Below are 26,416 nucleotides of genomic sequence, written 5' to 3'. Positions count from 1 at the left end.
CATCGGCGTTGTGGGTGCCGGCGCTGAGCGTCGCGCCGGCCGGGACGCCGGCGATGGTGATGCTCAGCGATTCCGAACCGTCCAGATCGGTCAGGGCCGACCGGATGTCCAGCGCGATCGCCGAGTCTTCGTTGCCGCTCGCGGCGGTGACGCTCAGCGTCGGGGTGTCGGTCACCGGATCGACGGTGACGTGCAGGGTCTGGCTCTTGGTGGCTTCGGCGGCGACACCGTCCTTGGCGATGGCGGTCACCGTCAGGTCGAAATCAACGTCGCTGTTCGCTGGCGGCGTGATGGTCAGACCGGCGAGCTGATCCTTGCTCAGCGTGATCGAGCCGCCGGTGACCGTCAGCGTGCCGTTCAGCGTGTTGGCGAGCGTGGCGCCGGTGGGAATGCCGGTGATCCGGATGCTCAGCGTCTCGGACCCGTCGGTGTCGGTCAGGGCCGGGGTGATCGACAATGCGATGGCGGAGTCTTCGTTGCCCTGCGCGGCGGTGACGGTCAGCGTCGGCGTGTCGCTCACCGGATCGACGGTGACGTGCAGGGTCTCGCTCTTGGTCGCTTCGACGGCGACACCGTCCTTGGCGATGGCGGTGACCGTCAGGTCGAAGTCGAGGTCGCTGTTCGACGGCGACTTGATCTTCAAGCCGGCGAGTTGATCCTTGGTCAGCGTGATCGAGCCGCCGGTGACCGTCAGCGTGCCGTTCAGCGTGTTGGTGAGCGTGGCGCCGGCGGGGATGCCGGTGATCCGGATGCTCAGGGCTTCGGACCCGTCGGTGTCGGTCAGGGCCGGGTTGATCGTCAGCGCGATGGCGGTGTCTTCGTTGCCACGCGCGTCCGTGACGCTGAGCGTCGGGGTATCGGTCACCGGGTCGACGGTGACGCGCAGGGTCTCGCTCTTGGTCGCCTCGGCAGCGACGCCGTCCTTGGCGATGGCGGTCACCGTCAGGTCGAAATCAACGTCGCTGTTCGACGGCGGCGTGATGGTCAGCCCGGTCAGCTGCGCCGGGGTTAGGGTCCAAGTTCCGTCGGCATTGTGGGTGCCGGCGCTGAGCGTCGCACCGGCCGGGACGCCGGAGATCATGATGCTCAGCGCTTCCGAACCGTCGGTGTCGGTCAGGGCCGGGCTGATCGCCAGCGCGATGGCGGTGTCTTCGTTGCCGCGAGCGGTGGTGACGCTCAGCGTCGGCGTGTCCGACACCGGGTTGACGGTCACCGGCAGTGTCTGGGTCACCGAGACCGCATCGGCAGTGCCATCCTTGGCCGTGGCGGTGACGGTCAGGGTGAAGTCCACGTCGCTGTTCGACGGCGGCGTGACGGTCAGGCCGGCAAGCTGATCCTTGGTCAGCGTGATCGAGCCGCCGGTGACCGTCAGAACGTCGCCCGCCGTATTGCCGAGAGTGGCACCAGCAGGGATGCCGCTGATGGTGATGCTCAGCGATTCCGAACCGTCCAGATCGGTCAGCGCCGGGTCGATCGCCAGGGCGATGGCGGTGTCTTCGTTGCCGGTGGCGGCGGTAACGCCGAGGGTCGGGGTGTCGGTCACCGGATCGACGGTGACGCGCAAGGTCTCGCTCTTGGTCGCCTCGGCGGCGACACCGTCCTTGGCAATGGCGGTGACGGTAAGAGTGAAGTCCACGTCGCTGTTCGGCGGTGGGGTGATGGTCAGGCCGGCAAGCTGCGCCGGGGTCAGGGTCCAGGTTCCATCGGCATTGTGGGTACCGGCGCTGAGCGTCGCCCCAGTAGGAACGCCGGCAATGACAATGCTCAGCGCTTCCGAGCCGTCGGTGTCGGTCAGGGCCGGGTTGATCGTCAGGGCGATGGCCGTGTCTTCATTGCCGCGCGCAGTAGTGACCGAGAGCGTCGGCATGTCGGTCACCGGATCGACGGTGACGCGCAGGGTCTCGCTCTTGGTCGCTTCGGTGGCGACGCCGTCCTTGGCGATGGCGGTGACGGTGAGAGTGAAGTCCACGTCGCTGTTCGATGGCGGCGTGATGGTCAGGCCGGCGAGTTGGGCCGGAGTCAGAGTCCAGGTGCCATCGGCATTGTGAGTGCCGGCGCTGAGGATCGCCCCGGTCGGAACGCCGGCAATGACAATGCTCAGCGCTTCCGAACCGTCGGTGTCGGTCAGGGCGGGGCTGATCGTCAGGGCGATGGCCGTGTCTTCATTGCCGCGCGCAGCAGTGACGCTGAGGGTCGGGGTGTCGGTCACCGGATCGACGGTGACATGTAGGGTCTCGCTCTTGGTGGCTTCGGCGGCGACACCGTCCTTGGCGATGGCGGTCACCGTCAGGTCGAAATCAACGTCGCTGTTCGCTGGCGGCGTGATGGTCAAGCCGGTCAGCTGCGCCGGAGTCAGAGTCCAGGTGCCATCAGCATTGTGGGTGCCAGCGCTGAGCATTGCTCCGGTAGGAACGCCGGAGATGACGATGCTCAGCGCCTCCGAGCCGTCGGTGTCGGTCAAGGCCGGGCTGATCGTCAGCGCGATGGCCGTGTCTTCGTTGCCATGGGCGCTGGTAGCCGAGAGCGTCGGGGTGTCGGTCACCGGATCGACGGTGACGTGCAGGGTTTCGCTCTTGGTGGCTTCGGCGGCGACACCGTCCTTGGCGATGGCGGTCACCGTCAGGTCGAAATCAACGTCGCTGTTCGACGGAGGCGTGATGGTCAAGCCGGACAGCTGCGCCGGGGTGAGCGTCCAAGTGCCATCGGCATTGTGGGTGCCGGCGCTGAGCGTCGCGCCGGCCGGGACGCCGGCGATGACAATGCTCAGCGCTTCCGAGCCGTCGGTGTCGGTCAGCGCCGGGTTGATCGTCAGAGCGATGGCGGTGTCTTCGTTGCCGCGCGCAGCAGTGACGCTGAGCGTCGGCGTGTCGGTCACCGGATCGACGGTGACGCGCAGGGTCTCGCTCTTGGTCGCTTCGACGGCGACGCCGTCCTTGGCGATGGCGGTCACCGTCAGGTCGAAATCAACGTCGCTGTTCGACGGCGGGGTGATGGTCAGGCCGGTCAGCTGGGCCGGGGTCAGAGTCCAGGTCCCGTCGGCATTGTGCGTACCGGCGCTGAGGGTCGCGCCGGTGGGAACGCCGGCGATGGTGATGCTCAGGGCTTCCGAGCCGTCGGTGTCGGTCAGGGCCGGGCTGATCGTCAGGGCGATGGCGGTGTCTTCGTTGCCGCGAGCGGCGGTGACGCTCAGCGTCGGCGTGTCCGACACCGGGTTGACGGTCACCGGCAGTGTCTGGGTCACCAAGACCGCATCGGCGCTTCCATCCTTGGCCGTGGCGGTGACGGTCAGGGTGAAGTCGCCGTCGCTGTTCGACGGCGGCGTGACGGTCAGGCCGGCGAGCTGATCCTTGGTCAGCGTGATCGAGCCGCCGGTGACCGTCAGCACGTCGCCCGCCGTATTGCCGAGAGTCGCACCGGCGGGGATGCCGCTGATGGTGATGCTCAGCGTCTCCGAGCCATCCAGATCGGTCAGGGCCGGGTTGATCGCCAGCGCGATGGCGGTGTCTTCGTTGCCGGACGCGGCGGTGACGCTCAGCGTCGGGGTATCGGTCACCGGATCGACGGTGACGCGCAGGGTCTCGCTCTTGGTTGCCTCGGCGGCGACACCGTCCTTGGCGACGGCGGTGACGGTCAGGTCGAAATCGACGTCACTGTTCGACGGCGGCGTGATGGTCAGGCCGGCGAGTTGGGCCGGAGTCAGAGTCCAGGTGCCATCGGCATTGTGAGTGCCGGCGCTGAGGATCGCCCCAGTCGGAACGCCGGCAATGACAATGCTCAGCGCCTCGGAACCGTCGGTGTCGGTCAGGCCGGGGTTGATGCCCAGTGCGATGGCCGTGTCTTCATTGCCGCGCGCAGCAGTGACCGAGAGCGTCGGCATGTCGGTCACCGGATCGACGGTGACGCGCAGGGTCTCGCTCTTGGTCGCCTCAGTGGCGACACCGTCCTTGGCGATGGCGGTGACGGTCAGGTCGAAATCAACGTCGCTGTTCGACGGCGGGGTGATGGTCAGGCCGGTAAGCTGCGCCGGGGTCAGAGTCCAGGTGCCATCGGCATTGTGGGTGCCGGCGCTGAGGATCGCGCCGGTGGGAACGCCGGCAATGACAATGCTCAGCGCTTCCGAGCCGTCGGTGTCGGTCAGGGCCGGATTGATCGTCAGGGCGATGGCGGTATCTTCGTTGCCGCGTGCAGCAGTGACCGAGAGCGTCGGCATGTCGCTCACCGGATCGACGGTGACGTGCAGGGTCTCGCTCTTGGTCGCCTCAGTGGCGACGCCGTCCTTGGCGATGGCGGTGACGGTAAGAGTGAAGTCCACGTCGCTGTTCGATGGCGGCGTGATCGTCAGCCCGGTCAGCTGGGCCGGGGTCAGAGTCCAAGTGCCATCGGCATTGTGAGTGCCGGCGCTGAGGATCGCCCCGGTCGGAACGCCGGCAATGACGATGCTCAGAGATTCCGAGCCGTCGGTGTCGGTCAGGGCGGGGCTGATCGTCAGGGCGATGGCGGTGTCTTCGTTGCCACGAGCACTGGTGACGCTCAGCGTCGGCGTGTCGGTCACCGGGTCGACGGTGACGCGCAGGGTTTCGCTCTTGGTCGCTTCGACGGCGGCGCCGTCCTTGGCGATGGCGGTGACCGTCAGGTCGAAATCGACATCGCTGTTCGACGGCGGCGTGATGGTCAGGCCGGACAGCTGGGCCGGGGTCAGAGTCCAGGTGGTGGTGCCGTCCGGCTGGGTCACCGCGCTGCCGGCGCTGAGCGTCGCACCGGCCGGAACGCCGGCGATGGTGATGCTCAGGGCTTCCGAGCCGTCCAGATCGGTCAGGGCCGGGCTGATCGTCAGGGCGATGGCGGTGTCTTCATTGCCTTGGGCCGCGGTGACGCTCAGCGTCGGCGTGTCCGACACCGGGTCGACGGTCACCGGCAGCGTCCGGGTCACCGAGACCGCATCGGCGCTTCCATCCTTGGCCGTGGCGGTGACGGTCAGGGTGAAGTCGCCGTCGCTGTTCGACGGCGGCGTGACGGTCAGGCCGGCAAGCTGATCCTTGGTCAGCGTGATCGAGCCGCCGGTGATGGTCAGCACGTCGCCCGCCGTATTGCCGAGGCTTGCGCCTGCGGGGATGCCGCTGATGGTGATGCTCAGCGTTTCCGAACCGTCCAGATCGGTCAGCGCCGGGTTGATCGCCAGCGCGATGGCGGTGTCTTCGTTGCCGGACGCGGCGGTGACGCTCAGCGTCGGGGTGTCGGTCACCGGATCGACGGTGACGCGCAGGGTTTCGCTCTTGGTCGCTTCGGCAGCGACGCCGTCCTTGGCGATGGCGGTGACCGTGAGGGTGAAGTCCACGTCGCTGTTCGACGGCGGCGTGATGGTCAGGCCGGCGAGCTGCGCCGGAGTCAGCGTCCAGGTTCCGTCGGCATTGTGCGTGCCGGCGCTGAGCGTCGCCCCGGACGGAACGCCGGCGATGGAGATCGTCAGCGCCTCCGACCCGTCTGTGTCGGTCAGGGCCGGGCTGATCGTCAGCGGGATGGCGGTGTCTTCATTGCCCTGGGCGGCGGTGACGGTCAGGGTCGGCGTGTCCGACACCGGATTGACGGTGACCAGCAAGGGCGCGCTGGTGCTTGCCGTGGCGGCATCGCCGTCCTTACTGGTGGCTGTGACGGTGAGGGTGAAGTCCTCGTCGCTGTTCTCCGGCGGCGTAATCGCCAGACCGGCCAGCTGGGCCGGCGTCAGGGTGATCGAGCCGCCGGAGATGGTCAGCGCCTCGCCGGCCGTGTTGGTCAGAACCGCCCCGTCCGGAATCCCGGAGATGGTGATGCTCAGGGTTTCCGATCCATCCGTGTCCGTCAGGGCCGGATTGATCGTCAGGGCGATCGCCGTGTCCTCGTCGCCTGCCGCCGCCTGGACGGTAAGCGTCGGCGTGTCCGACACCGGCGCGACGGCCACGGTCAGCGTCTGCGTCACCGATACCGGGTCGGCAGTGCCGTCCTTGGCCGTGGCGGTGATGGTCAGGGTGAAATCCACGTCGCTGTTCTGCGGCGGCGTGATGGTGAGGCCGGCGAGCTGGGCCGGCGTCAGCGTCCAGGTCCCGTCGCTATTGTGGGTGCCGGCGCTGAGCGTCGCGCCGCCCGGAACGCCGCTGATGGTGATGCTCAGCGTTTCCGAGCCGTCGAGGTCGGTCAGGGCCGGGCTGATGGTCAGCGGAATGGCGGTGTCTTCATTGCCGGACGAGGCGCTGACCGTCAGCGTCGGCGTGTCGGTCACCGGGATCACCGTGACCACCAGCGGCATGCTGGTGCTGGCTGGAGCGGCGGTGCCGTCCCGGCTGGTCGCGGTGACGGTCAGGGTGAAGTCGGCATCGCTGTTCAGCGGCGGTGTGATCGCCAGACCGGCCAGCTGGGCCGGCGTCAGAGTGATCGAGCCGCCGGAGAAGGTCAGCGCCTCGCCGGCCGCGTTGGTCAGCACCGCCCCGTCCGGGATGCCGCCGATGGTGACGCTCAGCGTCTCCGACCCGTCGGTGTCGGTCAGGGCCGGGCTGATTGTCAACGGGATCGCCGTATCCTCCGCCCCCGTCACCGCCGCGACGCTGAGCGTCGGCGTGTCGGAGACCGGATTGACGGTGACCGGCAACGTGGTGGTGACGCTGTTGGGGGTGGCGCTGCCGTCGGTGCTGGTGGCGGTCACGGTCAGGGAGAAGCTGTCGCCACTGTTGGGCGGCGGGGTCAGCGTCAGGCCGGGAATCTGCGTGGAGGTCAGCACGATGCTGCCGTTCACCACCGACAGCACCGCGCCGGAGCCGTCGCGCAGCACCGCCCCGTCCGGGATACCGGACAGGGTGACGGTCAGCACCTCCGTCCCGCCGGTGTCGGTCAGGGCGGCGGCGATGTTGAGGGCGATGGCCGTGTCCTCATCGCCCGACACGCCATTCACCGTCAAGCTGGGCGTATCGGACACCGGCGCCGGCGTGGTGGCGACAGTAAGGTCGGGCGGGGTGGCGGTCGGGGCGTCCAGGAAGGTGACGGGGGCGGCGTTGGGGACGGTCCCGTCGTCGATCACCTGATCGGGCGTCTCGGGCACGGGGATGTCCGGCAGCGCGACGGCGAGTTCGGTGTAGGTGGTCGTCGTGCGTGCGTTGGACAGCAGCTCCGCCCGCTCGACGGTGCCGCCGTTGCCCTCGCGGCTCTCCCCCTCCGACAGGCCCGACCCTTCGGGGCCGGCCGGGCCGGAACCGCGGGTGCCTTCGGTGCGCAGGACATCGCCGTTCAGCAGCAGCGCGTTCACCGCCCGGTCGGTGGCGACCCCCACCGCTTCGCCGACGACGGACCCGGTCTGCACCGCGCCGCCGACCATCAGATCCTCGGCGCCGCGATAGTCGGTCTGGACATAGCCCAGCGTATCGTCGGGCCGCTGCAGCTGGACGCTGCTCGCCTCATGGATGACGCCGCCCAGCCGGGTGCCGTCGACCTGCTGCAGGAGGGTCAGATCGTCCAGGATCTGACGATCGTCGACTGCCGGGACATTGCCTTGAACCGCTTCCTCAGCCATCGGACCGCTCCATAAGAGGGATGCGAAGTCGCACCACGCCACTCGTCACGACCCTAGGTTCTAGCGCTCTGACTTGCTTGTGATAAGAAACATCCTGTGATGAGTTTCAACAGCTTGGACGCTGAACCGACGATCGCATCCATCCCGCCGCCTGCGCTCCACGACACAAAACCACTTGGAAACGCTTGATTTTCCTCCCCTTTTGCACAGGTTCGGAAGGGGTGCGCGCAACACATTATGTCACTCGGTTGCCTTTTGTTGCTATTCGCGGATTTACCTATCACTAGCAATTGTGGTGTTGATTAGCGCCCGGTTAACTCCGTGAACAGGTTGGTCGTCTTGCAGTCCGCAGCCCCGTCCACCATCAGCACCGCACCGCGCAACGGCGCGGCCAATGCGTCCACCGGCTGCGACCGGGCGGCCGAAAAGGCGGCCCGGCGCCTGCTGTCGGGCATGCTGGGGCCGCGCCGCGACCGGGTGATGCTGGTGCTGGCGTCCTTTGCGCTGAACATCTTCGCGCTGGCGCTGCCGGTCACGCTGCTGCACGTCTACGACCGCATCCTGCCGAACGAGTCCTACGGCACCATGCTTCTGCTGGGCATCGGCTGCGGGGCGGCGGCGGTGATGGAGGCGATCCTGCGCGTCGCGCGCTCGGCGCTGACCACCTGGATGGGCGCCCGGATCGAGCATCGGTCGAGCGCGGCGCTGATCGACCGGCTGATGCACATGCCGCTGAACGCCTTTTCCCAGCAAGGGATCGGCACCCATTTCGAGGTCTACCGCGCCATCAAGATGGTGCGGGAGTTCTATTCGGGCCAGGCGTTGCAGTCGGCAATCGACATCCCCTTTGCCGTTCTCTACCTGGGGCTGATCGCCCTGCTGGCCGGCTGGCTGGCGGTGATCCCGGTGGCGGTGCTGGCGCTGTTCCTGATCGTCGGCGCCGTGCTGGGCCGGCGGATGCGCCGGGCGCTGGAAAGCCGCCACACGCTGGAGGAACGGCGCCTGAACTTCATCAGCGAGGTGCTGGCCGGCGTCCATACCGTGAAGGGGCTGGGCGCCGAGGCCGGGCTGCTGCGCCGTCACGAACGCCTGCAGCAGGGCTGCAGCGAGGAAGATTTCGCCGTCGCGCGGCTCAGCGGTTCGGCCTCCGTCGTCGCAGCCACGCTGGCGCAGGCGACGATGATGCTGGTGGTGATCCTGGGCAGCGTATCGGTGATCGACGGCACGATGACCACCGGTGTGCTGACGGCCTGCTCGATGCTGGCCGGACGCTGCGTGCAGCCGGTGCAGGCTTTGTTCGACCGCTGGGTCCGCTACCAGTCGGTGTCGCTGGCCCTGCGCCGCATCGGCCATGTCCTGCTGGAGGTCGGAGTTGACGGTGCCGCGGCACAGCCGCAAGGCGGCGGCAAGGCCGGGGCGGACGGCAAGGCCAGGGGAGCGGTCGCCACGGCACTGGCCCCCGGCTCCATCGAGATGGACAAGGTTCGCTTCGCCTACGACCGCGGGCCGGAGATCCTGAGCGGCCTGTCGCTGAGCGTCGGGCCGGGCGAGTTCCTGGGTGTGGTGGCGACCAACAGTTCGGGCAAGACCACGCTGCTGCGCCTGATCCTGGGCGTGCTGCGGCCAAGTTCGGGCGAAGTGCGGGTCGGCGTGCGCGCCCTGACGGAGGCCGACGCCATGATCGGCATCGGCGGCGTCGTCTATGTCGGCGAGCATCCGGAGCTGTTCAAAGGCACCATCCTGCAGAACCTGACGCTGTTCGACCCCGGCCGGGCCGACCTGGCGATGGAGGTCTGCCGCCGCCTGGGCCTCGACCGCCGCATCGCCAGTCTGCCGCAGGGCTATGAGACCATCGTCGGCGATGCCTCGCAGGAGGCGCTGCCGCGCGGCGCCCGCCAGTTGATCTGCCTTGCCCGCGCGCTGGTGCGCGAACCGGCCGTACTGCTGCTGGACGAGCCGAACTCCTCCCTCGACGTCGAGTCCGACAAGGCCTTCCGCCGCGCGCTGGACGAGCTGCGCGGCAGCGTCACCATCCTGCTGGTCACCAGCCGTCCGTCGCTGCTGTCGCTGGCCGACCGGGTGGTGCAGATCGTCGACGGCCATGCCGTCACCCGCAACCCGGAAGCAGGAAGCGTCGGCGGGCAGCCGGCCCTGGTCGCCGCCACCGCCGCGCCGGCGGCCGAGGCGGAGGCCAAGCCCGGTGCGGAGCCGATCCGCGCCGCCCATGACGATGGCGACATCCTGCGCCGCCGGCTGGCCGAAGCCTCGGCGGTCGGCGCCTGCATGGTCCCGCTGCTGGACGCGCTGGGCTGGCGCGGCGCGCCGCAGACACTGGCGGAGGCCCTGCCCCACTTCTCCGAGGTGCAGACGGTGGAGGAGCTGTGCGACGTGCTCCAACGCCTGCATTTCGAAGGGCGCAGCCTGCGCTTCGATCTCGGCCGGCCGGAGCCGTCGCTGCTGCCCTGCCTGTTCCAAGCCCGCGACGGCGGCATCTATACCCTGCTGTCCGCCGACGCCGACGGCGTCACCGCCTTCAGCGGCCGGTCGCGCGAGACGGTGATGCTGAATTTCGGCAAGGGCACCGCCTATGTCTTCACCCCGCTGGAGGCGGCGGCCGGCGCCGGCAACCAGAACTGGGTCGGCACGGTCATCCATGCCTATCTGCCGCTGCTGTGGGCGGTGCTGGGGCTGAGCGCGGTCATCAACCTGCTGTCCGTCGCCGCCCCGCTCTTCACCATGGCGATCTACGACAAGGTCATCGGCACCGGGTCGTTCGACACGCTGGCGACCATCGCCGTCGGCGCGTTCCTGGTGATCGCCGGCGATTTCGCCCTGCGCCAGATCCGCGGCCGGGCGCTGGCCCATGCCGGCTCGCGCATCGCCCGCAGCATCAGCAACGCCACCATCGAGCGCATCCTGATGCTGCCGGTGGGGTTGAGCGAGCGCGCCGCCATCGGCACGCAGATCGCCCGGGTGAAGGATCTGGAATCGATCCGCGACTTCATCAGCCAGGGGCAGGTCGCGGCCTTGTTCGACGTGCCCTTCGCCCTGTTCTATCTCGGGGTGATGGCGTTGCTGGGCGGGCCGCTGGCGCTGGTGCCGCTGGGCGCCGTGCTGGTGACCGCCGCCATCGGCGCCGCCGTCCACCCGATGGTGCGGGCCCGCACCGGCACCACCGCGCGTGCCGACACCGAACGGCAGGAATTCTTCGTCGAGATGGTCGCCAAGATGCCGGCGCTGCGCGCCATCGGCGGGCTGGCCCATTGGCGCGACCGCTATGACCGGCTGTCGGCCCGCACCGCGCGGTCGGGCCACACCGCCGCCAACCTGTCGGCGACCCATGCGGCGCTGGCCGGGCTGGTGGTGCCGGTCGCGGGATTGGCCACCGTCGGCGTCGGTGCCCTGCAGGTCTTCGCCGGCACCATGACGCCGGGCGCGCTGATGGCGTCGATGATGCTGCTGTGGCGGGTGATGGTGCCGCTGCAGACCGCAGTCTCCATGCTGCCGCGCATCGAGCAGCTGCGCGCCAATGCCCGCCAGATCAACGGCCTGATGAGCATCCGGCCGGAGCGCGAGTCGCGCTGCGCCACCCTGCAGCCGCGCAAGCTGAAGGGCGAGGTCTCCTTCTCCCGCGTTTCGCTGCGCTATCGCAACGATGCCGATCCGGCGCTGGTCGGCGTGACCTTCTCCGTCAAGCCGGGGCAAATCGTCGCCATCGTCGGGTCGGACGGCGCCGGCAAATCGTCGCTGCTGAAGGTGATGTTGGGGCTCTATGCGCCACAGGCCGGCAATGTGCGGATCGACGGCGTCGACATCCGCCAGATGGACCCGATCGACCTGCGCAAGTCGGTCGGCTATGTGCCGCAGGCCAGCTCGCTGTTCTACGGCACCATCGCCCAGAACCTGCGCTTCGCCGACCAGACCGCCGACGAGGCCGAGTTGCGCTGGGCGCTGTCGCTGGCCGGGGCGCTGGACGAGGTGGAGGCGCTGCCGCGTGGGCTGGACACCCGCATCGGCGACAACCAGTCGCTGCGCCTGTCGCCCAGCCTGACGCAGAAAATCTGCCTGGCCCGCGCCTATATCCGCCGGCCGCGCATCCTGCTGCTGGACGAGCCGGCCAGCCGGCTGGATTTCGAGGGCGACAAGGCCCTGCACGCGGCGCTGGCGGCGCTGCGCGGCCACAGCACCATCTTCCTGGTCACCCACCGGCCGAGCCACCTGACGCTGGCCGACACCGTGCTGACTATGGACGCCGGCATGATCGCCCCGGCCAACCCGGCCGGCGGCCTGCCCGGTCCCCGCCCGGTTGGTCCGGGGACCGGTCCGGGGGGTGGCAGCAGCGTCGCCAACGGCATCGCCGGGGCGCTGCTGAGCGGGATCGGGCTGCAACGCCCGCCCGGCGTCGCCGCCACGCCGCAACGCTGACCCGTTTCGCTCCTTTTCTCTCCGATTTCAGTGTGAACCGCAGATGGCCGCTTCAGACCTCGCCCGCCCCACCGGCAAATCGCTCAGCGCCGACGATGCGACGCTGTCGCTGGTGCGTGCGACCATTCTCGTGCTGGTCCTGCTGCTGGCAGCATTGCTGACCTGGGCCACGCTGATGCCGGTCAAGGAGGCCGTCGTCACCGCCGGACAGGTGGTGCCGTCCGGCAACTCCCAGGTCGTCCAGCATCTGGAAGGCGGCATCGTGTCGGCCATCCTGGTCAAGGAGAGCGATCTGGTCGAGGCCGGCCAGCCGCTGATCGTCTTCGATCCCAAGCAGGTCCAGGCCGAACGCGAGCAGATGAACGCCCGCCTGCTGACGCTGGAGCTGCGGGCGGAGCGGCTGCGCGCCTTCGCCGCCGGGCGGGAGCCGGACTTCGCCCGCGTCGCCGGTCCCGGCACGCCACAGGCGGAGGCCCAAAGGGAGGCGCAAATCGCCGACCAGCGCCTGATTTACGACACCCAGCGCAAGGCGCGCGACACCGCCATCGCCGTGCTGCAGGCCCAGGTGTCGCAGCGCGAGGCCGAGCTGGCGCTGTATGAAGGGCAGTTGGCCAACATCAAGGACCAGATCACCTTCATCACCGGATCGGTCGACATCCGCAACAGGCTGGAATCCATGGGCCTGTCGTCGAAGCTGCAATCGCTGGAAACCCAGCGCGAGCAGTCGCGCCTGATGGGCGAGCAGCGGCGGATCGAGGGCCAGATCATCGCCACCCAGCAGGCGATCACCGAGGCCGGCAACCGCATCCTCGACCAGTCGGCCAAGCTGTCGCAGGACGCCGTGACCGAGATGGGCACCGTCACCGCCGAAATCGCCCAGCTGCGCGAGGCCCGCGCCAAGCTGGACGACCGCGCCGAGCGACTGACCGTGCCGTCGCCGGTGCGCGGGCTGGTGCAGGATCTGCGGATCAACACCATCGGCGCCGTGGTGCCGGAAGGCGGCGTCCTGATGCAGATCGTCCCGGTCGATCATGAGATGACGGTGGAGGCGCATGTCACCCCGCGCGACGTCGGCCATCTCCAGGTCGGGCAGGAGGCGACGGTGAAGGTGCTGACCTACGACTTCGCCCGCTACGGCGCCATCACCGGCACGCTGCAGCGCATCTCCGCCTCCACCTTCCTGGACGAGCAGAAACGCCCCTACTACAAGGCGGTCGTGGCGCTCAGCCGCAACCATGTCGGCCGCGACGAGGTCCAGCACCCGGTCCTGCCCGGCATGACCACCCAGGTGGAGATGCCCACCGGCGAGCGGTCGCTGCTGGAATATCTGCTGAAACCGATCTACTTCGCCCTGTCCGACAGCTTCAACGAACGGTGAGGGGTGGGCGTCGTGCCGATAAGCGCCCTCTCCCCCGGGGGAAGAGGGAGATTGGCCACCCCACCCCCGGAAACAAGAAAGGCCGCCGGTCCTGGGTAGGACGGGCGGCCGATGGAAAGCGCGAGCGGTCAGTAAGCGCCGAGCGACCGGGCGGCGGCGGTGAATTCCTCGGCCAGCCAGCCTTCGTGCTCGATCAGGTGGCCCATCAGACGCTTCAGCGCCGCCTCGTAGACCTCGGCGCGCTCGCCATCGGGCAGGCCCGCCACGTCCAGGCGGGCGACGAAATCGTCCACCAGCTGTTCGGCCTTCCGGGTGTCGACTTTTGTCATGACGGGGAACAACCTGGGGTTTGTATCGGCGAGCTTCTGGGGAATCATCGGGGCGCCTTGATGCTGGACGCGGGGCCTTTGCGAATAATGGGTCTGCGACCGGCGGGTGTGAAGATGCGATTTAGCGTTTAAATGAAATAAATTTAGGCTGCATTTGATACATCTCGTTTCATGTGTCGCTGGCCGGTGGCGAAAAGCGGCAAACCGCAAGCGAGGTACAGCCCCGACACAGCTCGACAGAATATGTCACGACATACCAGTAGCAATCATTGGTGCCAGTAACTAAAATTGCCGCGACTCAGCAGCGCCCGTGAACGCCATGGCCGGCCGCCCCAACCGCAGCGCCTCCCTTCAGACCGTGCCGCTTCACGCGGTGGAACCGGATCCGGCAGCCGTCAGCCTCGACAAGGTCAAGGCGATCCTGGCCCCGCTGGACCGGGCGCAGAAGTCCAAGCTGTTCGAACTGGTGCAGGCGGGCCATCTGGAAGACGACCAGATGACGGTGGAGGTCGGCCGCCTGATCGTCGCCATGCTGAACGGCCCGCGCACCGAACATGCCCGGCGCATCTGGACCGGCTGGTTCGACCCGGTGATGCTGCGCACCGACGCGCTGATGCTGGCGGAAAGCCGGCCGCCCGGCTGCATGCACGTGGTCGACGCCAGCGCCTGGTGGTTCGCCCTGCTGCCGCATCTGCGTGACCTTGCCGGGCGGGTCCAGGCCGACATCGCCGACCGCGCCAGCGAGCATCCGCTCGATACCGTCCTCGCCTCCCCCGCCGCCGCTGAGTGGGCGGAGGAGCTTCGCGTCCGTTCGCTGGAAATCCTGCGTCGGCGCGGCGCGGCCGGGCCGCTGCTGGCGACCGCCAACGCCGAGCGGATCACCCTGCTGCGCAAGCGCGGGCTGACCGGGGTGGCGCCGCTGTCGTTCGGCGATCTGGCGATGCTGGACGCCATGCTGGAGCATGCCCCGCTGTGGAAGGGCGCCCTCCGTCCGCGCGACACCATCGGCATCCTGCACATGGTGTCGGAGATGGCGGAGCGCGGCGGTGCCGAGGGCGCGATGCAGTACGCCCTGGCCCTGCTGAACGGATCGCGCGATCCCGATCAGGCGCTGGCGCTCCATGGCCTGTCGCCCAACCCGGCTCTGGTCGAGGCGGCGGTCGGGCATGTGCAGTTCGCTTGGCAATGCCTGCGCCAGAAGCTGGAGGACCTGCATCTCGGCCGCCCCGCCCCGCCGCAGTTGACCGCCGGCGAGACGGTGGACCGGCTGCAGGAGCGCGCCTTCCGCTGGTACGATGCGCTGCAGGGCTTCGGTGTCGAGCGCGGCGGGCGCAACTGGGCGGCGGTGTCCGCCGCCGTCGGCCGGGTGACCGGGCTGGTGGAGGGAGAGGTGGTGCCGGTGCTGAGCCACCGCCTGCTGACGCTCAACGCCAGCAGTTCGGCCCGGCCGCTGATCGATCCGGTGCGCTTCATCAACGGCTTCAACCACCGGCTTCGCCGCCGCGGCATCGCCGCCTCGACCAACCCCTGGCTGACGGCGATCGGCGAGCATCTGGCCGGCCTGTTCCGGCAGATCGGCGCCTATGGCCGGGAGGATGCGCTGTCCGTCATGGCCGAGCTGTGCGAGTTGGCCGAAGAGACCGGCTATCCCATCGAGGTGACGGCCATCGACAAGACGCTGCTGGCCATCGCCGAGCGGGCGCTGCGCGACGGCCGCGAACTGAACGTCGCGGAAAGCAGGTTGATCGAGCGCGTCGTCACCGTCGCCACCGAGGAACGCCGCCGCTGCCGCTGGTGGGTGTCGGGCGAACTGGTCAGCCTGCTGGACGCCGCGCAGCAGCGCGGCATCGGCCCGACGCCGCAATAGGCCCGGTCGGCAAGCCAACTCAGGACGACAGCGCGATCCCCGCCTTCACGGTGGCCAGCGCCAGCTGGGTGCGGTTGCGCACGCCCAGCCGCTGCATCACCGTGCGCAGATGCACTTTGATGGTTCCCTCCAGCACCCCCAGCGAGCGGGCGATCTCCTTGTTCGACCGGCCTTCCAGCAGAAGGCGCAGCACTTCGCGCTGACGCTCGGTCAGGCCGTTGACCGCGTCGCTCTCGCTGCGCGCGGGAGTGGCGGCGGAGGTCAGCGCGATGCGGACCGGTCGGCCGTCGGGTCGCGTCGGCGGCGCCGGTGCGAAGATTCCGCCCTCCAGCACGATGGGCAGCGCCTGATCGAGCACCCCGCCCTCGCAGCCCTTGTGGACGAAGCCACGGGCGCCGGCGCGGATGCAGGAGGCGATGACGTTGCCGTCGCTCGCCCCTGAGACGACGATCAGCGGCACGTCGCCGGCCGCCTCCAACATGTCGGTCAGGCCGCTGTGCTCGTCGCTGTCGCCCATCTGCAGGTCGTAGAGGATGGCGGTGAAATCCGGTTCGGAGCGTACCTTGCGCACGGCCTCGGCCAGCGAACCCGCCTCGGCAACCACTGCTTGCTCGTAGCGTTGCCGCAGGGCCAGCGACAGGCCGTAGCGGACCAGCGCATGATCGTCCACGATCAGGAACCTGAGGGGATCGTCGGAGGGGGTCCGGCGGTCAGACACCATGTCCAGCTCTGCGGAACCATGGTCGTGCTGCACGTGATGATCCACGTTTGTTCCCTTTCATAGGTCGAAAGTGCCGTCACCCACCGGATCTGCGGGGAGCGACAGCAACCTTAGTGCCAAGCGGCAACCCGGATGAACCTTCTCATCCGGCTGTCTTTCCGGCGCATGGGGATGAGCGGTCAGCGAACTGGAAGTGCCAAGGCCGTAAATCCGCGCCTGTGCCCCGACCCCGTCTCATTCTCCCCCCCCGCGCTTGCCCCGGGCCTTATGCCGGCGGCCATCGGCCTTCCGGCTTCGCGGGACCAGAACCGAGAAGATGGACCCCCGTCCCGGCGACAACCGCAGCGCGATCCCGTGCCCGAGCTGACGGGCCAGCCGCGCCACGATGGCGAGGCCGAGGCCGACACCACGCCTCTGATCGCGGTCCCGGTTGTCCAACTGCCGGAACTCCTCGAAGATGATGCTCTGGCTCGTCTCGTCGATGCCGGGACCGGTGTCCCACACCTCGATGCGCATGCAGGGGTACCCCTCCATGTCACGACAGCGGCGGCAGCCCAGCAGGATCGATCCGGAACCGGTGTATTTCAGCGCGTTGGCGAGGAGGTTGCGCAGGATGCGCTCCAGAAGCTGCGCATCGCTGTGCACCACCGCAGTGCTGGAGACGACGCGGAAGCGGAGCCCGCGCATCTGCGCCTGGATGGTGAACTCGCCCTTGATGACGTCCAGCATGTCGCACATCGGCACCGGTCCGATGGCCGGGGTCAGCACCCCGGCGTCGATGCGCGCAGTGTCGAGCATGCCGTCCAGCAGGGTGCGGATCGACAGATGCGCCGCCAGAACCCCACCCAGGATCGGCCGCTCGGCATCGCCCAGCCGATGGCGCAGCACGTCGAGGAACAGCCCCATCGACATCACCGGCTGGCGCAGGTCATGGCTGGCCGAGGCGAGAAGCTGGAGCTTGTCGGCATCGGCGGCCCGCAGACGCTGCAGTTCCTCGTTGGAGCGGGCGAGCTGCAGGTTGGCGTCCTCAATGCGCTCCAGCGAGAGGCGCAGCTTCTCGTCCATGGCGCGCAGCTCTTCCAGCGAGGCGTTCAGTTCGCCGTCGGAGCGGTCGAACTCCCGGTTCCGGTGGTCCAGAGCGCTTTCCCGCAGCGAGAGCCTTTCCTGCACCGCATCCAGTTGCGACAGCGTATTCCGGTATCGTCCGGTGACCATCCGCAGATCGTTGCGCTGGCGCGCGACCGTCTCGTTCGCGCCACTGTGGCGCTGCTCCAGTTCGACGGACAGGCGCTGGACCTCGGATGTCGAGCGGTCTTCCTTCAGGTCCTCCGCCACGCAGATGTAATGCTCCGGCTCGCCGATAGGGCCGATCAGCGGCGCGATGACCAGCGAGCACAGATAGTCGCTGCCATCCTTGCGCCGGTTGACCAGGGTGCCGCGGGCGACCTCGCCGTTCCGAAGGTCGCGCCTCATGGCGGCGGACATCGCCTTGTCGGTGCGCGCGCATTGCAGCATGCGGGGCGACCGGCCGATCACCTCGTCCGCCCGATAGCCCGTGAGGCGGGTGAAGGCCCGGTTGACATAGCGGATGACCGGCCCCGGCGCGGCGAGAGCCCGGTCGGTGACGATGACCGCCTGCTCCAGCCGATCCCAGATCGGTTGAATTATCAGCGGCTTGGCTTTGGGCTCCCGCAATCCCTGTACATCCGGCATCTCAACGCAGTCCTTTTCAAGGCCAGCGGTTCACAGTGCATGATGTTGGGTCAGGACACCTGCATTTCGCATGACCTGCTAACTGTCGAGATGCCAAATCGTTGCGGTCATATGACTTCAGAGAAGCAATTCCGGTATTTGGATGCCGTTCGCGGCGCAGCGGCGAAAACGCCGCTCATCCGACGAATCTTTGCCAAAGACGGTTATTCTGCCCCCTGTTCTCTTTGGCGCGAGACGATGGGCAAGGCCCTGGGGGCAGCGCTGCGCACCCATGCGGAAGACAGGCCGAGCCGAAATTCCGGAGGGCCGGAACCGGATCGTGTCTGAGGAGTTGGACTTGAAGCCAGTGCAGCCAGCCCCCTGAAAGTCATGACCGAATCGCAGAGAAAGACCGATCCCATGAGCATCGACGGATTGTCGGACGACAAGGACACCCCGCATTACGACGGCCCGGCCGGCGGCTGGGGATCGGTCGGGTCGATGGCCCGCATCATGGGGGAGGAGCGGCCGACCCCCGCCGTGCTCGACACGCTGCGCCGGCAGAACAAGCCCGGCGGCTTCATGTGCGTGTCCTGCGCCTGGGCCAAGCCGGCCAAGCCCCACACTTTCGAGTTCTGCGAGAACGGCGCCAAGGCGACGATCTGGGAACTGACCAGCCGGCGCTGCACGCCCGATTTCTTCGCGGAGCACACGGTTACCGAGTTGAAGGGTTGGAAGGATTACGACTTGGAACAGCAGGGGCGGCTGACCCACCCCATGCGTTATGACCGGGCCAGCGACCGCTATGTGCCCTGCGCGTGGGACGAGGCCTTCGCCGCCATCGGGGCGGAGTTGCGCGCCATCGACCCGGAACAGGCGGTGTTCTATTCGTCGGGCCGCGCCAGCCTGGAAACGTCCTATCTCTATGCGCTGTTCGCGCGGCTCTATGGGCACAACAATTTGCCCGACAGTTCCAACATGTGCCACGAGACGACCTCGGTCGGGTTGAAGAAGGTCATCGGCTCGCCGGTTGGCACCTGTGTGCTGGACGATTTCGACAGCTGCAACGCCATCTTCTTCTTCGGCCAGAACACCGGGTCGAACAGCCCCCGCCTGCTCCACCCGTTGCAGGACGCGGTGAAGCGCGGGGCGAAGATCGTCACCTTCAACCCCGTGCGGGAAAAGGGACTGGAAAGCTTCCGTAACCCGCAAAGCCCGCTGGAGATGCTGACGGGCAAGGAAACCCAGATCTCCACCCTGTATTTCCAGGTGAAGGCCGGCGGCGACATCGCGGCGATCACCGGCCTGATCAAGCATGTGCTGGCGGCCGAGGAGGAGCGGCAGAAGGAGGGCAAGCATGTCCTCGACCCCGATTTCATCGCCCAGCACACCGTCGGCTTCGAGGAGATGAAGGCACGGGTGGACGCCATCGGCTGGGAGGAGATCGAAGACGAATCCGGTCTGACCCGCGCGGATCTGAAAGAGGCCGCCGACATCTATGTCGAGGCCGACCGCTCCATCGCCATGTACGGCATGGGCCTGACCCAGCAGGTGCACGGGTCGGAGACGCTGGCGGCGCTGGTGAACCTGTGGCTGCTGAAGGGCAACATCGGCCGCGACGGCGCCGGCATTTCCCCCGTGCGCGGCCATTCCAACGTGCAGGGGCAGCGCACCGTCGGCATTTCCGAAAAGCCGGAGCTGGTGCCGCTCGACCGGCTGGCCGAACTGTTCGGATTCGAGCCGCCGCGCAAGGAGGGGGTGAACACCGTCAAGGCCTGCGAGAAAATCCTGTCGGGCGAGGTGAAGGCCTTCATCGGCCTCGGCGGCAACTTCGTCCGCGCGATTCCTGAGCGCGAACGGATGGAGGCGGCCTGGACGCGCATGCGCCTGACCGTGCAGGTGGCGACCAAGCTGAACCGCAGCCACCTGATCAACGGAGAGGTCGCCTATCTGCTGCCCTGCCTCGGCCGGTCGGAAGAGGATGTGCAGGAGAGCGGTGCGCAGGCGGTGACGATGGAGGACAGCCTCAGCTGCATCCACGGCTCGCTCGGCAACAACACGCCGGCCAGCCCGGATTTGAAGTCGGAGGTCGCCATCGTCGCCGGCATGGCCAAGGCGACCCTGCCGCCGAACCCGAAGGTGACCTGGGATGACTGGGTGGCCGATTACCGCCGCATCCGCGCCCTGATCGAGGAGACCTATCCCGACCAGTTCCACCGCTTCAACGAGCGGGTCTTCACCCCCGGCGGCTTCTACCGCGGCAATCCGGCGCGCGAGCGGATCTGGAAGACGGAGTCCGGCAAGGCCCACTTCACCCCACCGGGCCGCCTGCGCGCCATCGGCTTCGAGGATGCGCCGGGCCGCTGGCGGCTGATGACCATGCGGTCGAACGACCAGTTCAACACGACGATCTACGGATATTCCGACCGCCTGCGCGGGATCGAGGGCACCCGCGACGTGCTGCTGATGAACCCGCTGGACATCGCCGCCGCCGGCCTGCACGAGGGTCAGGTGGTGGCACTGGCGAGCGATGCGGGCGACGATGTGGATCGTCGAGTGGGCGGGCTGACGGTGACGCCCTTCCACCTGCCGCGCGGCTGCGTCGGGGCGTACTACCCGGAGATGAACCCGCTGATTCCGTTGTGGTATCACGACGAGGCGTCGAAGACGCCCGCCGCGAAGGGGGTGCCGGTGCGGATCGTGGCGGAGGGGGTGGGGGCCGACGAGACCTGAGCGGCGGACCGCCGATGCCGGCGGGTTCCGCAGCGAAGCGGATCAGGTGAAGCTGTCGCCCAGCCCAAGATTTTTCAGGTTGAAGCCGGCATCCTTGCAGGTCTCGCGGATTTTGCGGACGGCGGCCAGCAGTTCCTTGCTCTGGCTGAGCGTCGGCGAGGTGCGGAGAATTTGTGCGAACAGTTCCTGATTCATCTGGTACCTCAGCGTGTTCCTGGGGTCGCTTTCCAGATGAAGAAGGAACATGTCGTCGAAGATGTTGCTGTCGACGGTGCGGGACTTCGAAGTCTTGACGCGCTTGAACCAGCTCATGCTCTTCGCGAGCTTCGAGTTCTGCTCGACCGTCTTCATCTCGCTGGCAAGCTTGGCGTAGGCGGCGCTGTCATCGTCCTTGTCGCCCAGAAACATCTTGAAGATGCACAGCGCCTTGGTCTTGGTCGGCTCGGCGCGGAAATCCAGCACCATCCAAGGAAACAGCACCCGCTTGAGACGGTCGATCGATGTTTCGACCGAATCCACATCCATGTTCTTGGCGATCGCCCCCTGGCTCCGCGACAAGGCGGCATAGACCAGGGCACGCCGGGTCTCCGCCGGAGCGAAGGCGATCTTCTGGGCAACGGACGTCACGATAACCCCTCCCCATCAAAGGGATATTTTCGGTCCGTTCGGGCTAACACACATAACTATGCAGACTCAATATGTTGCGCGCCGGGAGCGCGTGGATGACATCCGCCGCCCCCCGGCAACCCCGCCTCAGTGCGCCTCTTCCCAATTGTCCCCAATCCCCGCTTCCGCCACCAGCGGAACGCCGAGGTGCGCCGCCCCCTCCATCACCTCGCGCACGATCCGGGCCGCGTCCTCCACCTCCGCTTCCGGCACCTCGAACAGCAGTTCGTCGTGCACCTGCAGCAGCATGCGGGCGTTGCTGCCCGCAGCGGCCAGCGCGCCCGGCATGCGGTTCATCGCGCGCTTCATGATGTCGGCGGCCGTGCCCTGGATCGGGGCGTTGATCGCCTGACGCTCGGCGAAGGCGCGGCGGGCGGCGTTCTTTTCCTGGATGCCGGGCATGTAGCAGCGGCGGCCGAACAGCGTCACCACATAGCCGTGCTGGCGGGCGAAGGCCTTGGTCGCCTCCATCCACACCTTCAACTCGTGGAAGCGCTCCAGATAGGTCTTGATGAAGGCGTTGGCCTCCCCCGGCGCGATGCCGAGCTGGCGGCCGAGGCCGAAGCCGGAGATGCCGTAGATGATGCCGAAGTTGATTGCCTTGGCCTTACGGCGAATGTCCGGCGTCATCTGCTCCAGCGGGATGCCGAAGACCTGGGCGGCAGTGGCGGCGTGAATGTCCAGACCGTCGCGGAAGGCGTCCTTCAGCGCCTGGATGTTCGCCATCTCCGCCACCAGACGCAGCTCGATCTGCGAATAGTCGACGCTCAGCAGCTTGTGGCCGGGCGCGGCCACGAAGGCGCGGCGGATCTTCTTGCCCTCCTCCGTCCGCACCGGAATGTTCTGCAGGTTGGGGTCGGTGGAGGACAAACGCCCGGTGTTGGTCGCCGCCAGCGCGAAGGCGGTGTGGACGCGGCCGGTGACAGGGGAGATTTTCTCCTGCAGCGCGTCGGTATAGGTGCTTTTCAGCTTGGCAAGCTGGCGCCAGTCGAGGACGCGCTGGGCGATGGTGTGGCCCTGCTCCGCCAGTTCCTCCAGCACGCTGCTGTCGGTGGAATAGGCGCCGGTCTTGCCCTTCTTGCCGGTGCCGAGCTTCAACGTGTCGAACAGGATTTCGCCAAGCTGCTTGGGCGAGCCGATGTTGAAGGTCTGGCCGGCCAGCGCGTGGACGTCCTTCTCGATCTCGGCGAGGCGGACGGACAGGCTCTGCGACAGGTCGGACAGTGCCTTCTTGTCGATGCGCACGCCGGCCCGTTCCATGTCCGCCACCACCGGGACCAGCGGGCGGTCCAGCGTCTCGTAGACGGTGACCATGCGGTCATCGACCAGACGCGGCTTCAGCAGGGTCCACAGGCGCAGCGTGATGTCGGCGTCCTCGGCGGCATAGGCCAGCGCCTTGTCCAGCGGCACGCGGTCGAAGGTGATCTGGTTCTTGCCGGTGCCGCAGACCTCCTTGAAGGGGATCGGCGTGTAGGCGAGGTGCAGCTCCGCCAACTCGTCCATGCCGTGGCCGTGCGAACCGCCCTCCAGCACGTAGGAGATCAGCATGCTGTCGTCCACCGGCGACACCTTGATGCCATTGCGGGCGAACAGCTGGTGGTCGAACTTGAAGTTGTGGCCGATCTTCAGGACCGACGGGTCCTCCAGCACGTCCTTCAGGATCGCCATCGCCTCGTCGGTCGGGATCTGCTTGGGCGGCGGCGGGGCGTCGAAGTCCAGTTGTCCGGCGGCGGCGGTCGAGGCGCCATGGGCGAGCGGGATGTAGCAGGCGATGCCAGGTTCGGTGGAGAGCGAAACGCCGACCAGCGTGGCGGTGGCGGGGGTCAGGCTGTCGGTCTCGGTATCGACCGCCAGCACACCGGTCTCGCGCGCCCGCTCGACCCAGCGGCGCAGCGCGTCGGCATCCTGCACCAGCTCATAGCGCACCTCCGGCACATGCAGCACCGTCTTGCGGGCCGGACGGTCTTCGGCGGCCGGGCTTTCGGCAGGCGCCGGAGACTTAACGGCGGGCGCGGGTACGGAGCCGGGGGACGGGAGCCCGCCGGCGGCCCCGTCGGCGATGCGGCCGTCCTTCTGCATCTCCATCTCGACGCGCGAGACGATGCTGCGGAAGCCCTGGGCGCGCAGGAAGTCGATCAGCTTCTGGTGGTCGGGCTCGCGCACCCGCAGCTCGTCCAGCGGCTTGGGCGGCGGTACCTGATCGTCCAGCAGGACCAGACGGCGGGAGACGCGGGCCAGATCGGCGAACTCGATCAGTTTCTGGCGGCGGGCCGGCTGTTTGATCTTCTCGGCATTGGCCAGCAGGGCTTCCAGGTCGCCATATTCGGTGATGAGCTGTGCGGCGGTCTTCACGCCGATGCCGGGCACGCCGGGGACATTGTCGACGCTGTCGCCGGCCAGCGCCTGGACATCCACCACCTTCTCGGGCGGGACGCCGAACTTCTCGAACACCTCGTCGGGGCCGATGGACTTGTTCTTCATCGGGTCGAACATGCCGACGCCGGGACGGACCAGCTGCATCAGGTCCTTGTCCGACGACACGATGGTGACCTGACGGCCGGCCTCCTGCGCCAGACGGGCGTAGGTGGCGATCAGGTCGTCGGCCTCGAAGCCCTCCAGCTCCAGACAGGGCAGGCAGAAGGCCTCCGTCGCCTCGCGGATCAGCGCGAACTGGGGCTTCAGTTCCTCCGGCGGCTCCGGGCGGTGGGCCTTGTAGTCGGGGTAGAACTCGTTGCGGAAATTCAGGCGCTTGCTGTCGAAGACCACCGCCACGGCCTCCGCCTTGGCGTCGGCCAGCAGCTTCAGCAGCATGTTGGAGAAACCCAGCACCGCGTTGACCGGCGTGCCGTCCGGCCGCGTCAGCATCGGCAGCGCGTGGAAGGCGCGGAAGATGAAGCCCGACCCGTCGACCAGATACAGGCCGCTGCCGTCGCCGCCCGACGTGGTGCCGCCCGGAGTGGTCTTGGCTTCGGTCGCGGTGTTCTCGGAGGCGGTGGCATCAGTCATGGTGGTCTCTCGTCCCTTCCTTGCGGGCGCTACCATCGCCGAAGGAGGGCCGGGAGTCGAGTGCCGAGACCGGGGTAGAGCGCCCTCAGCCGGCGCTGTCCTCCACCGCGCTGGTCACCACCGGGCCGACGAAGGCATAGCCGACGCCGTGCACCGCCTGGACCGGCAGGGCGCAGCCGCTGCGCTCCTCCACCTTGATGCGCAGGCGGCGGACCAGCGAGTCGATGGAGCGGCTGTAGGGGTCCCAGTCGCGGCCCGTCAGCGCCAGGGAGATGTCCTGACGGCTCACCGCCTCGCCGGGCGCGGTGACCAGCAGCGAGAGGAACTTGTACTCCGTCGCGGTCAGCGGAACGGCGGCGCCGCTCGGCGGCTGGATGCGCCATTCGATGTCGTCGAACAGCCAGGCCTTGCGCAGGTCCGCAGGCGGTGCGCCGGCGGGTGCGGCGGGCGGCGCCTGGAGATGGTCCGCGGCAGGCGGCGAATCGGCGCCCTTCTGCATCCGGCGCATCAGCGCCTTGATCTGCGCCTCCACCTCGCGGAAATCGACCGGCTTGACCAGATAGACGTCGGCGCCCAATTCCAGCCCGATGACGCGGTCGATCAGGCTGGACCGCGCCGTCAGCATGATGATGGCGGCCGGGGAGCCGGCACGGACGCGGCGGGCGACCGAAAAGCCATCCTCGTCCGGCAGGTTGACGTCGAGCACGATCACGTCGGCCGGTCCTGCGTCCAGCAGCCGGTCCAGCTCCGCACCGCGCGACGCCCCCTGCACCTCGAAGCCGCAGCGATCGAGATATTCGACAAGATCGTCACGAAGGTCGGCTTCGTCTTCGACCACAATGATCCGGGCCACGACGCCTCACGCCCCCATTCACATTCGTATGAACTTATCTTAAACGCCCGGACGGGTTACGCAAACCCTATCGGACGAATGGAGTAAACGAGGCCGCATACCATCGGTTCCGCTGCCTTACCTATTGGATAGGTAGCGGTCGCCGACCGTCGCGGCATAGCGGGCCACCCACTCGCGGTCGATGGCGTCGATACGCCCCTTCGCCTTCAGCTCGGCAAAGCAGCGGTCGAAGTCGGCGCGCAGCGACTCGTCACGGAAAACCATGCTGTAGGGCGTCGGCGGGAAGATGGCGGTGAACTGCACCGGCTGGGCCGGGTCGAACGGCAGCCCGCCGGCCGATTTCACCTTCTCCTGAAGCTGGCGGTTGTATTCGGCGAAGATCAGGCCGTCGGCCAGCACCGCGTCCACCCGGCCGGCGAACAGCAGGTTGGAATGCACCATCTGGTCGGCGCGCTCGCGGAAATCGCCGAAGCTGGGGATCGCGGCGCGCAGGCCCGGCAGCACGTCCGGCGCGCCGGAAAAGGTGATGACCCGCTTGCCCGCCAGATCGGCCAGCGACCGCACCGTCAGGCCGCTGCTTTTCAGCACCGAGGCGCCGTTCTGGTAATGGATATAGGGGGCGGAGCGGGACCCCGGCATCTCCATTCCCGCCGGAACGGTGGTGACGGCATCCACCGGTCCGCCCGCCTGGACACCGTCGCGATAATCGTTCCAGTGGCGGCCGAAGGGGACAACCTTGAAATGCGCCTCGTGCCCGCAGGTGGCCAGCGTTTCCTTGATGATGGAGGCCTCGCGCCCGGTGCCGTCGGCGGTCATCATCGGCGGCAGCTCAGGCGCCAGGATCGTCACCGGGCGGGCCGCCGCGGGCAGCGCCGCGGAAGCGAAGCCGATGAAGAGGGCTAGGCGGGCCGCGACTCCCCCCTTGGCAGCGAATGCACGAACACCGAACGCCATCCTTCGCACTCCGTCCTTGCCAGCCTCAGCTCAAGTCCGCCGCAACCGCCGCGTCCGGCCAGGAGGCGACGGCTCCGGAAAGTAGCATGGGCGACGGCGCCGCCGTCCACGGAAATTCCCGCGTCTGGCAAAGGCTTCGGCGACTTGAACGGGGTGTATGTTACAGTTCGTCGCAATTGGTTGGGATTGGTCGCCGGCCGTTGCCGGTCGTTCCCATTTTGTCGGCTACTCCGACAATGAACCCCCCTTTGCCAAATG

At 67.8% G+C, this 26,416-nt stretch carries 12 protein-coding genes; 4 read left to right on the top strand and 8 right to left on the bottom strand.

Features of this window, described 5'->3' with window-relative positions:
• Positions 1 to 7,534 (bottom strand): beta strand repeat-containing protein (locus M5E06_RS24580; protein ID WP_502802005.1); only part of this gene is annotated, 7,534 nt, incomplete at its 3' end.
• Positions 7,535 to 7,873: 339 nt separating this feature from the next.
• On the opposite strand from M5E06_RS24580, the gene M5E06_RS24575 reads away from it, so the two are divergent.
• Together M5E06_RS24575 and M5E06_RS24570 are read left to right on the top strand one after the other, a co-directional pair.
• A complete protein-coding gene (locus M5E06_RS24575) occupies positions 7,874 to 11,959 on the top strand; it encodes a peptidase domain-containing ABC transporter (RefSeq protein WP_252140430.1) in 4,086 nt (1,361 codons plus the stop codon).
• A 43-nt stretch (positions 11,960 to 12,002) separates the two neighbouring features.
• Positions 12,003 to 13,337, top strand: coding sequence for an HlyD family type I secretion periplasmic adaptor subunit (locus M5E06_RS24570; RefSeq protein WP_252140429.1), 1,335 nt, complete (start codon positions 12,003 to 12,005; stop codon positions 13,335 to 13,337).
• 128 nt (positions 13,338 to 13,465) lie between these two features.
• On the opposite strand, the gene M5E06_RS24565 is transcribed toward M5E06_RS24570, so the two are convergent.
• Entirely contained in the window at positions 13,466 to 13,666 is a 201-nt protein-coding gene (locus M5E06_RS24565) for a hypothetical protein (RefSeq protein ID WP_109155134.1), read from the bottom strand.
• A gap of 319 nt (positions 13,667 to 13,985) precedes the next feature.
• Between M5E06_RS24565 and M5E06_RS24560 the strand changes: the two genes are divergently transcribed.
• Positions 13,986 to 15,533 carry a hypothetical protein gene (locus tag M5E06_RS24560; protein ID WP_252140442.1) on the top strand — a complete coding sequence of 516 codons (1,548 nt, stop codon included), beginning with the start codon at positions 13,986 to 13,988 and terminating at the stop codon, positions 15,531 to 15,533.
• Positions 15,534 to 15,552: 19 nt separating this feature from the next.
• On the opposite strand, the gene M5E06_RS24555 is transcribed toward M5E06_RS24560, so the two are convergent.
• Positions 15,553 to 16,299 carry a LuxR C-terminal-related transcriptional regulator gene (locus tag M5E06_RS24555; protein ID WP_252140428.1) on the bottom strand — a complete coding sequence of 249 codons (747 nt, stop codon included), beginning with the start codon at positions 16,297 to 16,299 and terminating at the stop codon, positions 15,553 to 15,555.
• 189 nt (positions 16,300 to 16,488) lie between these two features.
• Positions 16,489 to 17,967 (bottom strand): PAS domain-containing sensor histidine kinase, encoded by a 1,479-nt coding sequence (locus tag M5E06_RS24550; RefSeq protein WP_252140427.1) that lies wholly within the window; start codon positions 17,965 to 17,967, stop codon positions 16,489 to 16,491.
• A 399-nt stretch (positions 17,968 to 18,366) separates the two neighbouring features.
• Here M5E06_RS24550 and M5E06_RS24545 point away from each other — a divergent pair, with 399 nt between their 5' ends.
• Complete coding sequence (locus M5E06_RS24545) at positions 18,367 to 20,679, top strand: FdhF/YdeP family oxidoreductase (protein ID WP_252140426.1); 2,313 nt, start codon at positions 18,367 to 18,369, stop codon at positions 20,677 to 20,679.
• 42 nt (positions 20,680 to 20,721) lie between these two features.
• Here M5E06_RS24545 and M5E06_RS24540 read toward each other — a convergent pair whose 3' ends face one another.
• From M5E06_RS24540 to M5E06_RS24525, 4 genes are all read right to left on the bottom strand, one after another.
• Positions 20,722 to 21,306, bottom strand: a complete 585-nt coding sequence (locus M5E06_RS24540; RefSeq protein ID WP_109151888.1) for a hypothetical protein — start codon at positions 21,304 to 21,306, stop codon at positions 20,722 to 20,724.
• Positions 21,307 to 21,432: 126 nt separating this feature from the next.
• Entirely contained in the window at positions 21,433 to 24,351 is a 2,919-nt protein-coding gene (gene polA, locus M5E06_RS24535) for a DNA polymerase I (RefSeq protein ID WP_252140425.1), read from the bottom strand.
• Between the two features lie 85 nt (positions 24,352 to 24,436).
• Positions 24,437 to 25,204: a response regulator transcription factor gene (locus tag M5E06_RS24530; protein WP_252140424.1), complete on the bottom strand. Its 768-nt coding sequence runs from the start codon at positions 25,202 to 25,204 to the stop codon at positions 24,437 to 24,439.
• A gap of 117 nt (positions 25,205 to 25,321) precedes the next feature.
• Complete coding sequence (locus tag M5E06_RS24525; protein WP_252140423.1) at positions 25,322 to 26,158, bottom strand: substrate-binding periplasmic protein; 837 nt, start codon at positions 26,156 to 26,158, stop codon at positions 25,322 to 25,324.
• Positions 26,159 to 26,416 lie beyond the last annotated feature (258 nt).

The sequence above is a fragment of the Azospirillum sp. A1-3 genome, from assembly GCF_023806445.1.
GTDB lineage: Bacteria > Pseudomonadota > Alphaproteobacteria > Azospirillales > Azospirillaceae > Azospirillum.
The sequence above is the reverse complement of the archived record's forward strand: the minus strand, read 5'-3'. Positions and strand labels throughout refer to the sequence as shown.

Excerpts from the sequence above, each read along its gene's own strand:
- M5E06_RS24570 (WP_252140429.1), top strand. The coding sequence starts at position 12,003 with ATGGCCGCTTCAGACCTCGCCCGCCCCACCGGCAAATCGCTCAGCGCC.
- M5E06_RS24565 (WP_109155134.1), bottom strand. The coding sequence starts at position 13,666 with ATGACAAAAGTCGACACCCGGAAGGCCGAACAGCTGGTGGACGATTTC.
- M5E06_RS24560 (WP_252140442.1), top strand. The coding sequence starts at position 13,986 with ATGGCCGGCCGCCCCAACCGCAGCGCCTCCCTTCAGACCGTGCCGCTT.
- M5E06_RS24550 (WP_252140427.1), bottom strand. The coding sequence starts at position 17,967 with ATGCCGGATGTACAGGGATTGCGGGAGCCCAAAGCCAAGCCGCTGATA.
- M5E06_RS24545 (WP_252140426.1), top strand. The coding sequence starts at position 18,367 with ATGAGCATCGACGGATTGTCGGACGACAAGGACACCCCGCATTACGAC.
- polA (WP_252140425.1), bottom strand. The coding sequence starts at position 24,351 with ATGACTGATGCCACCGCCTCCGAGAACACCGCGACCGAAGCCAAGACC.
- M5E06_RS24525 (WP_252140423.1), bottom strand. The coding sequence starts at position 26,158 with ATGGCGTTCGGTGTTCGTGCATTCGCTGCCAAGGGGGGAGTCGCGGCC.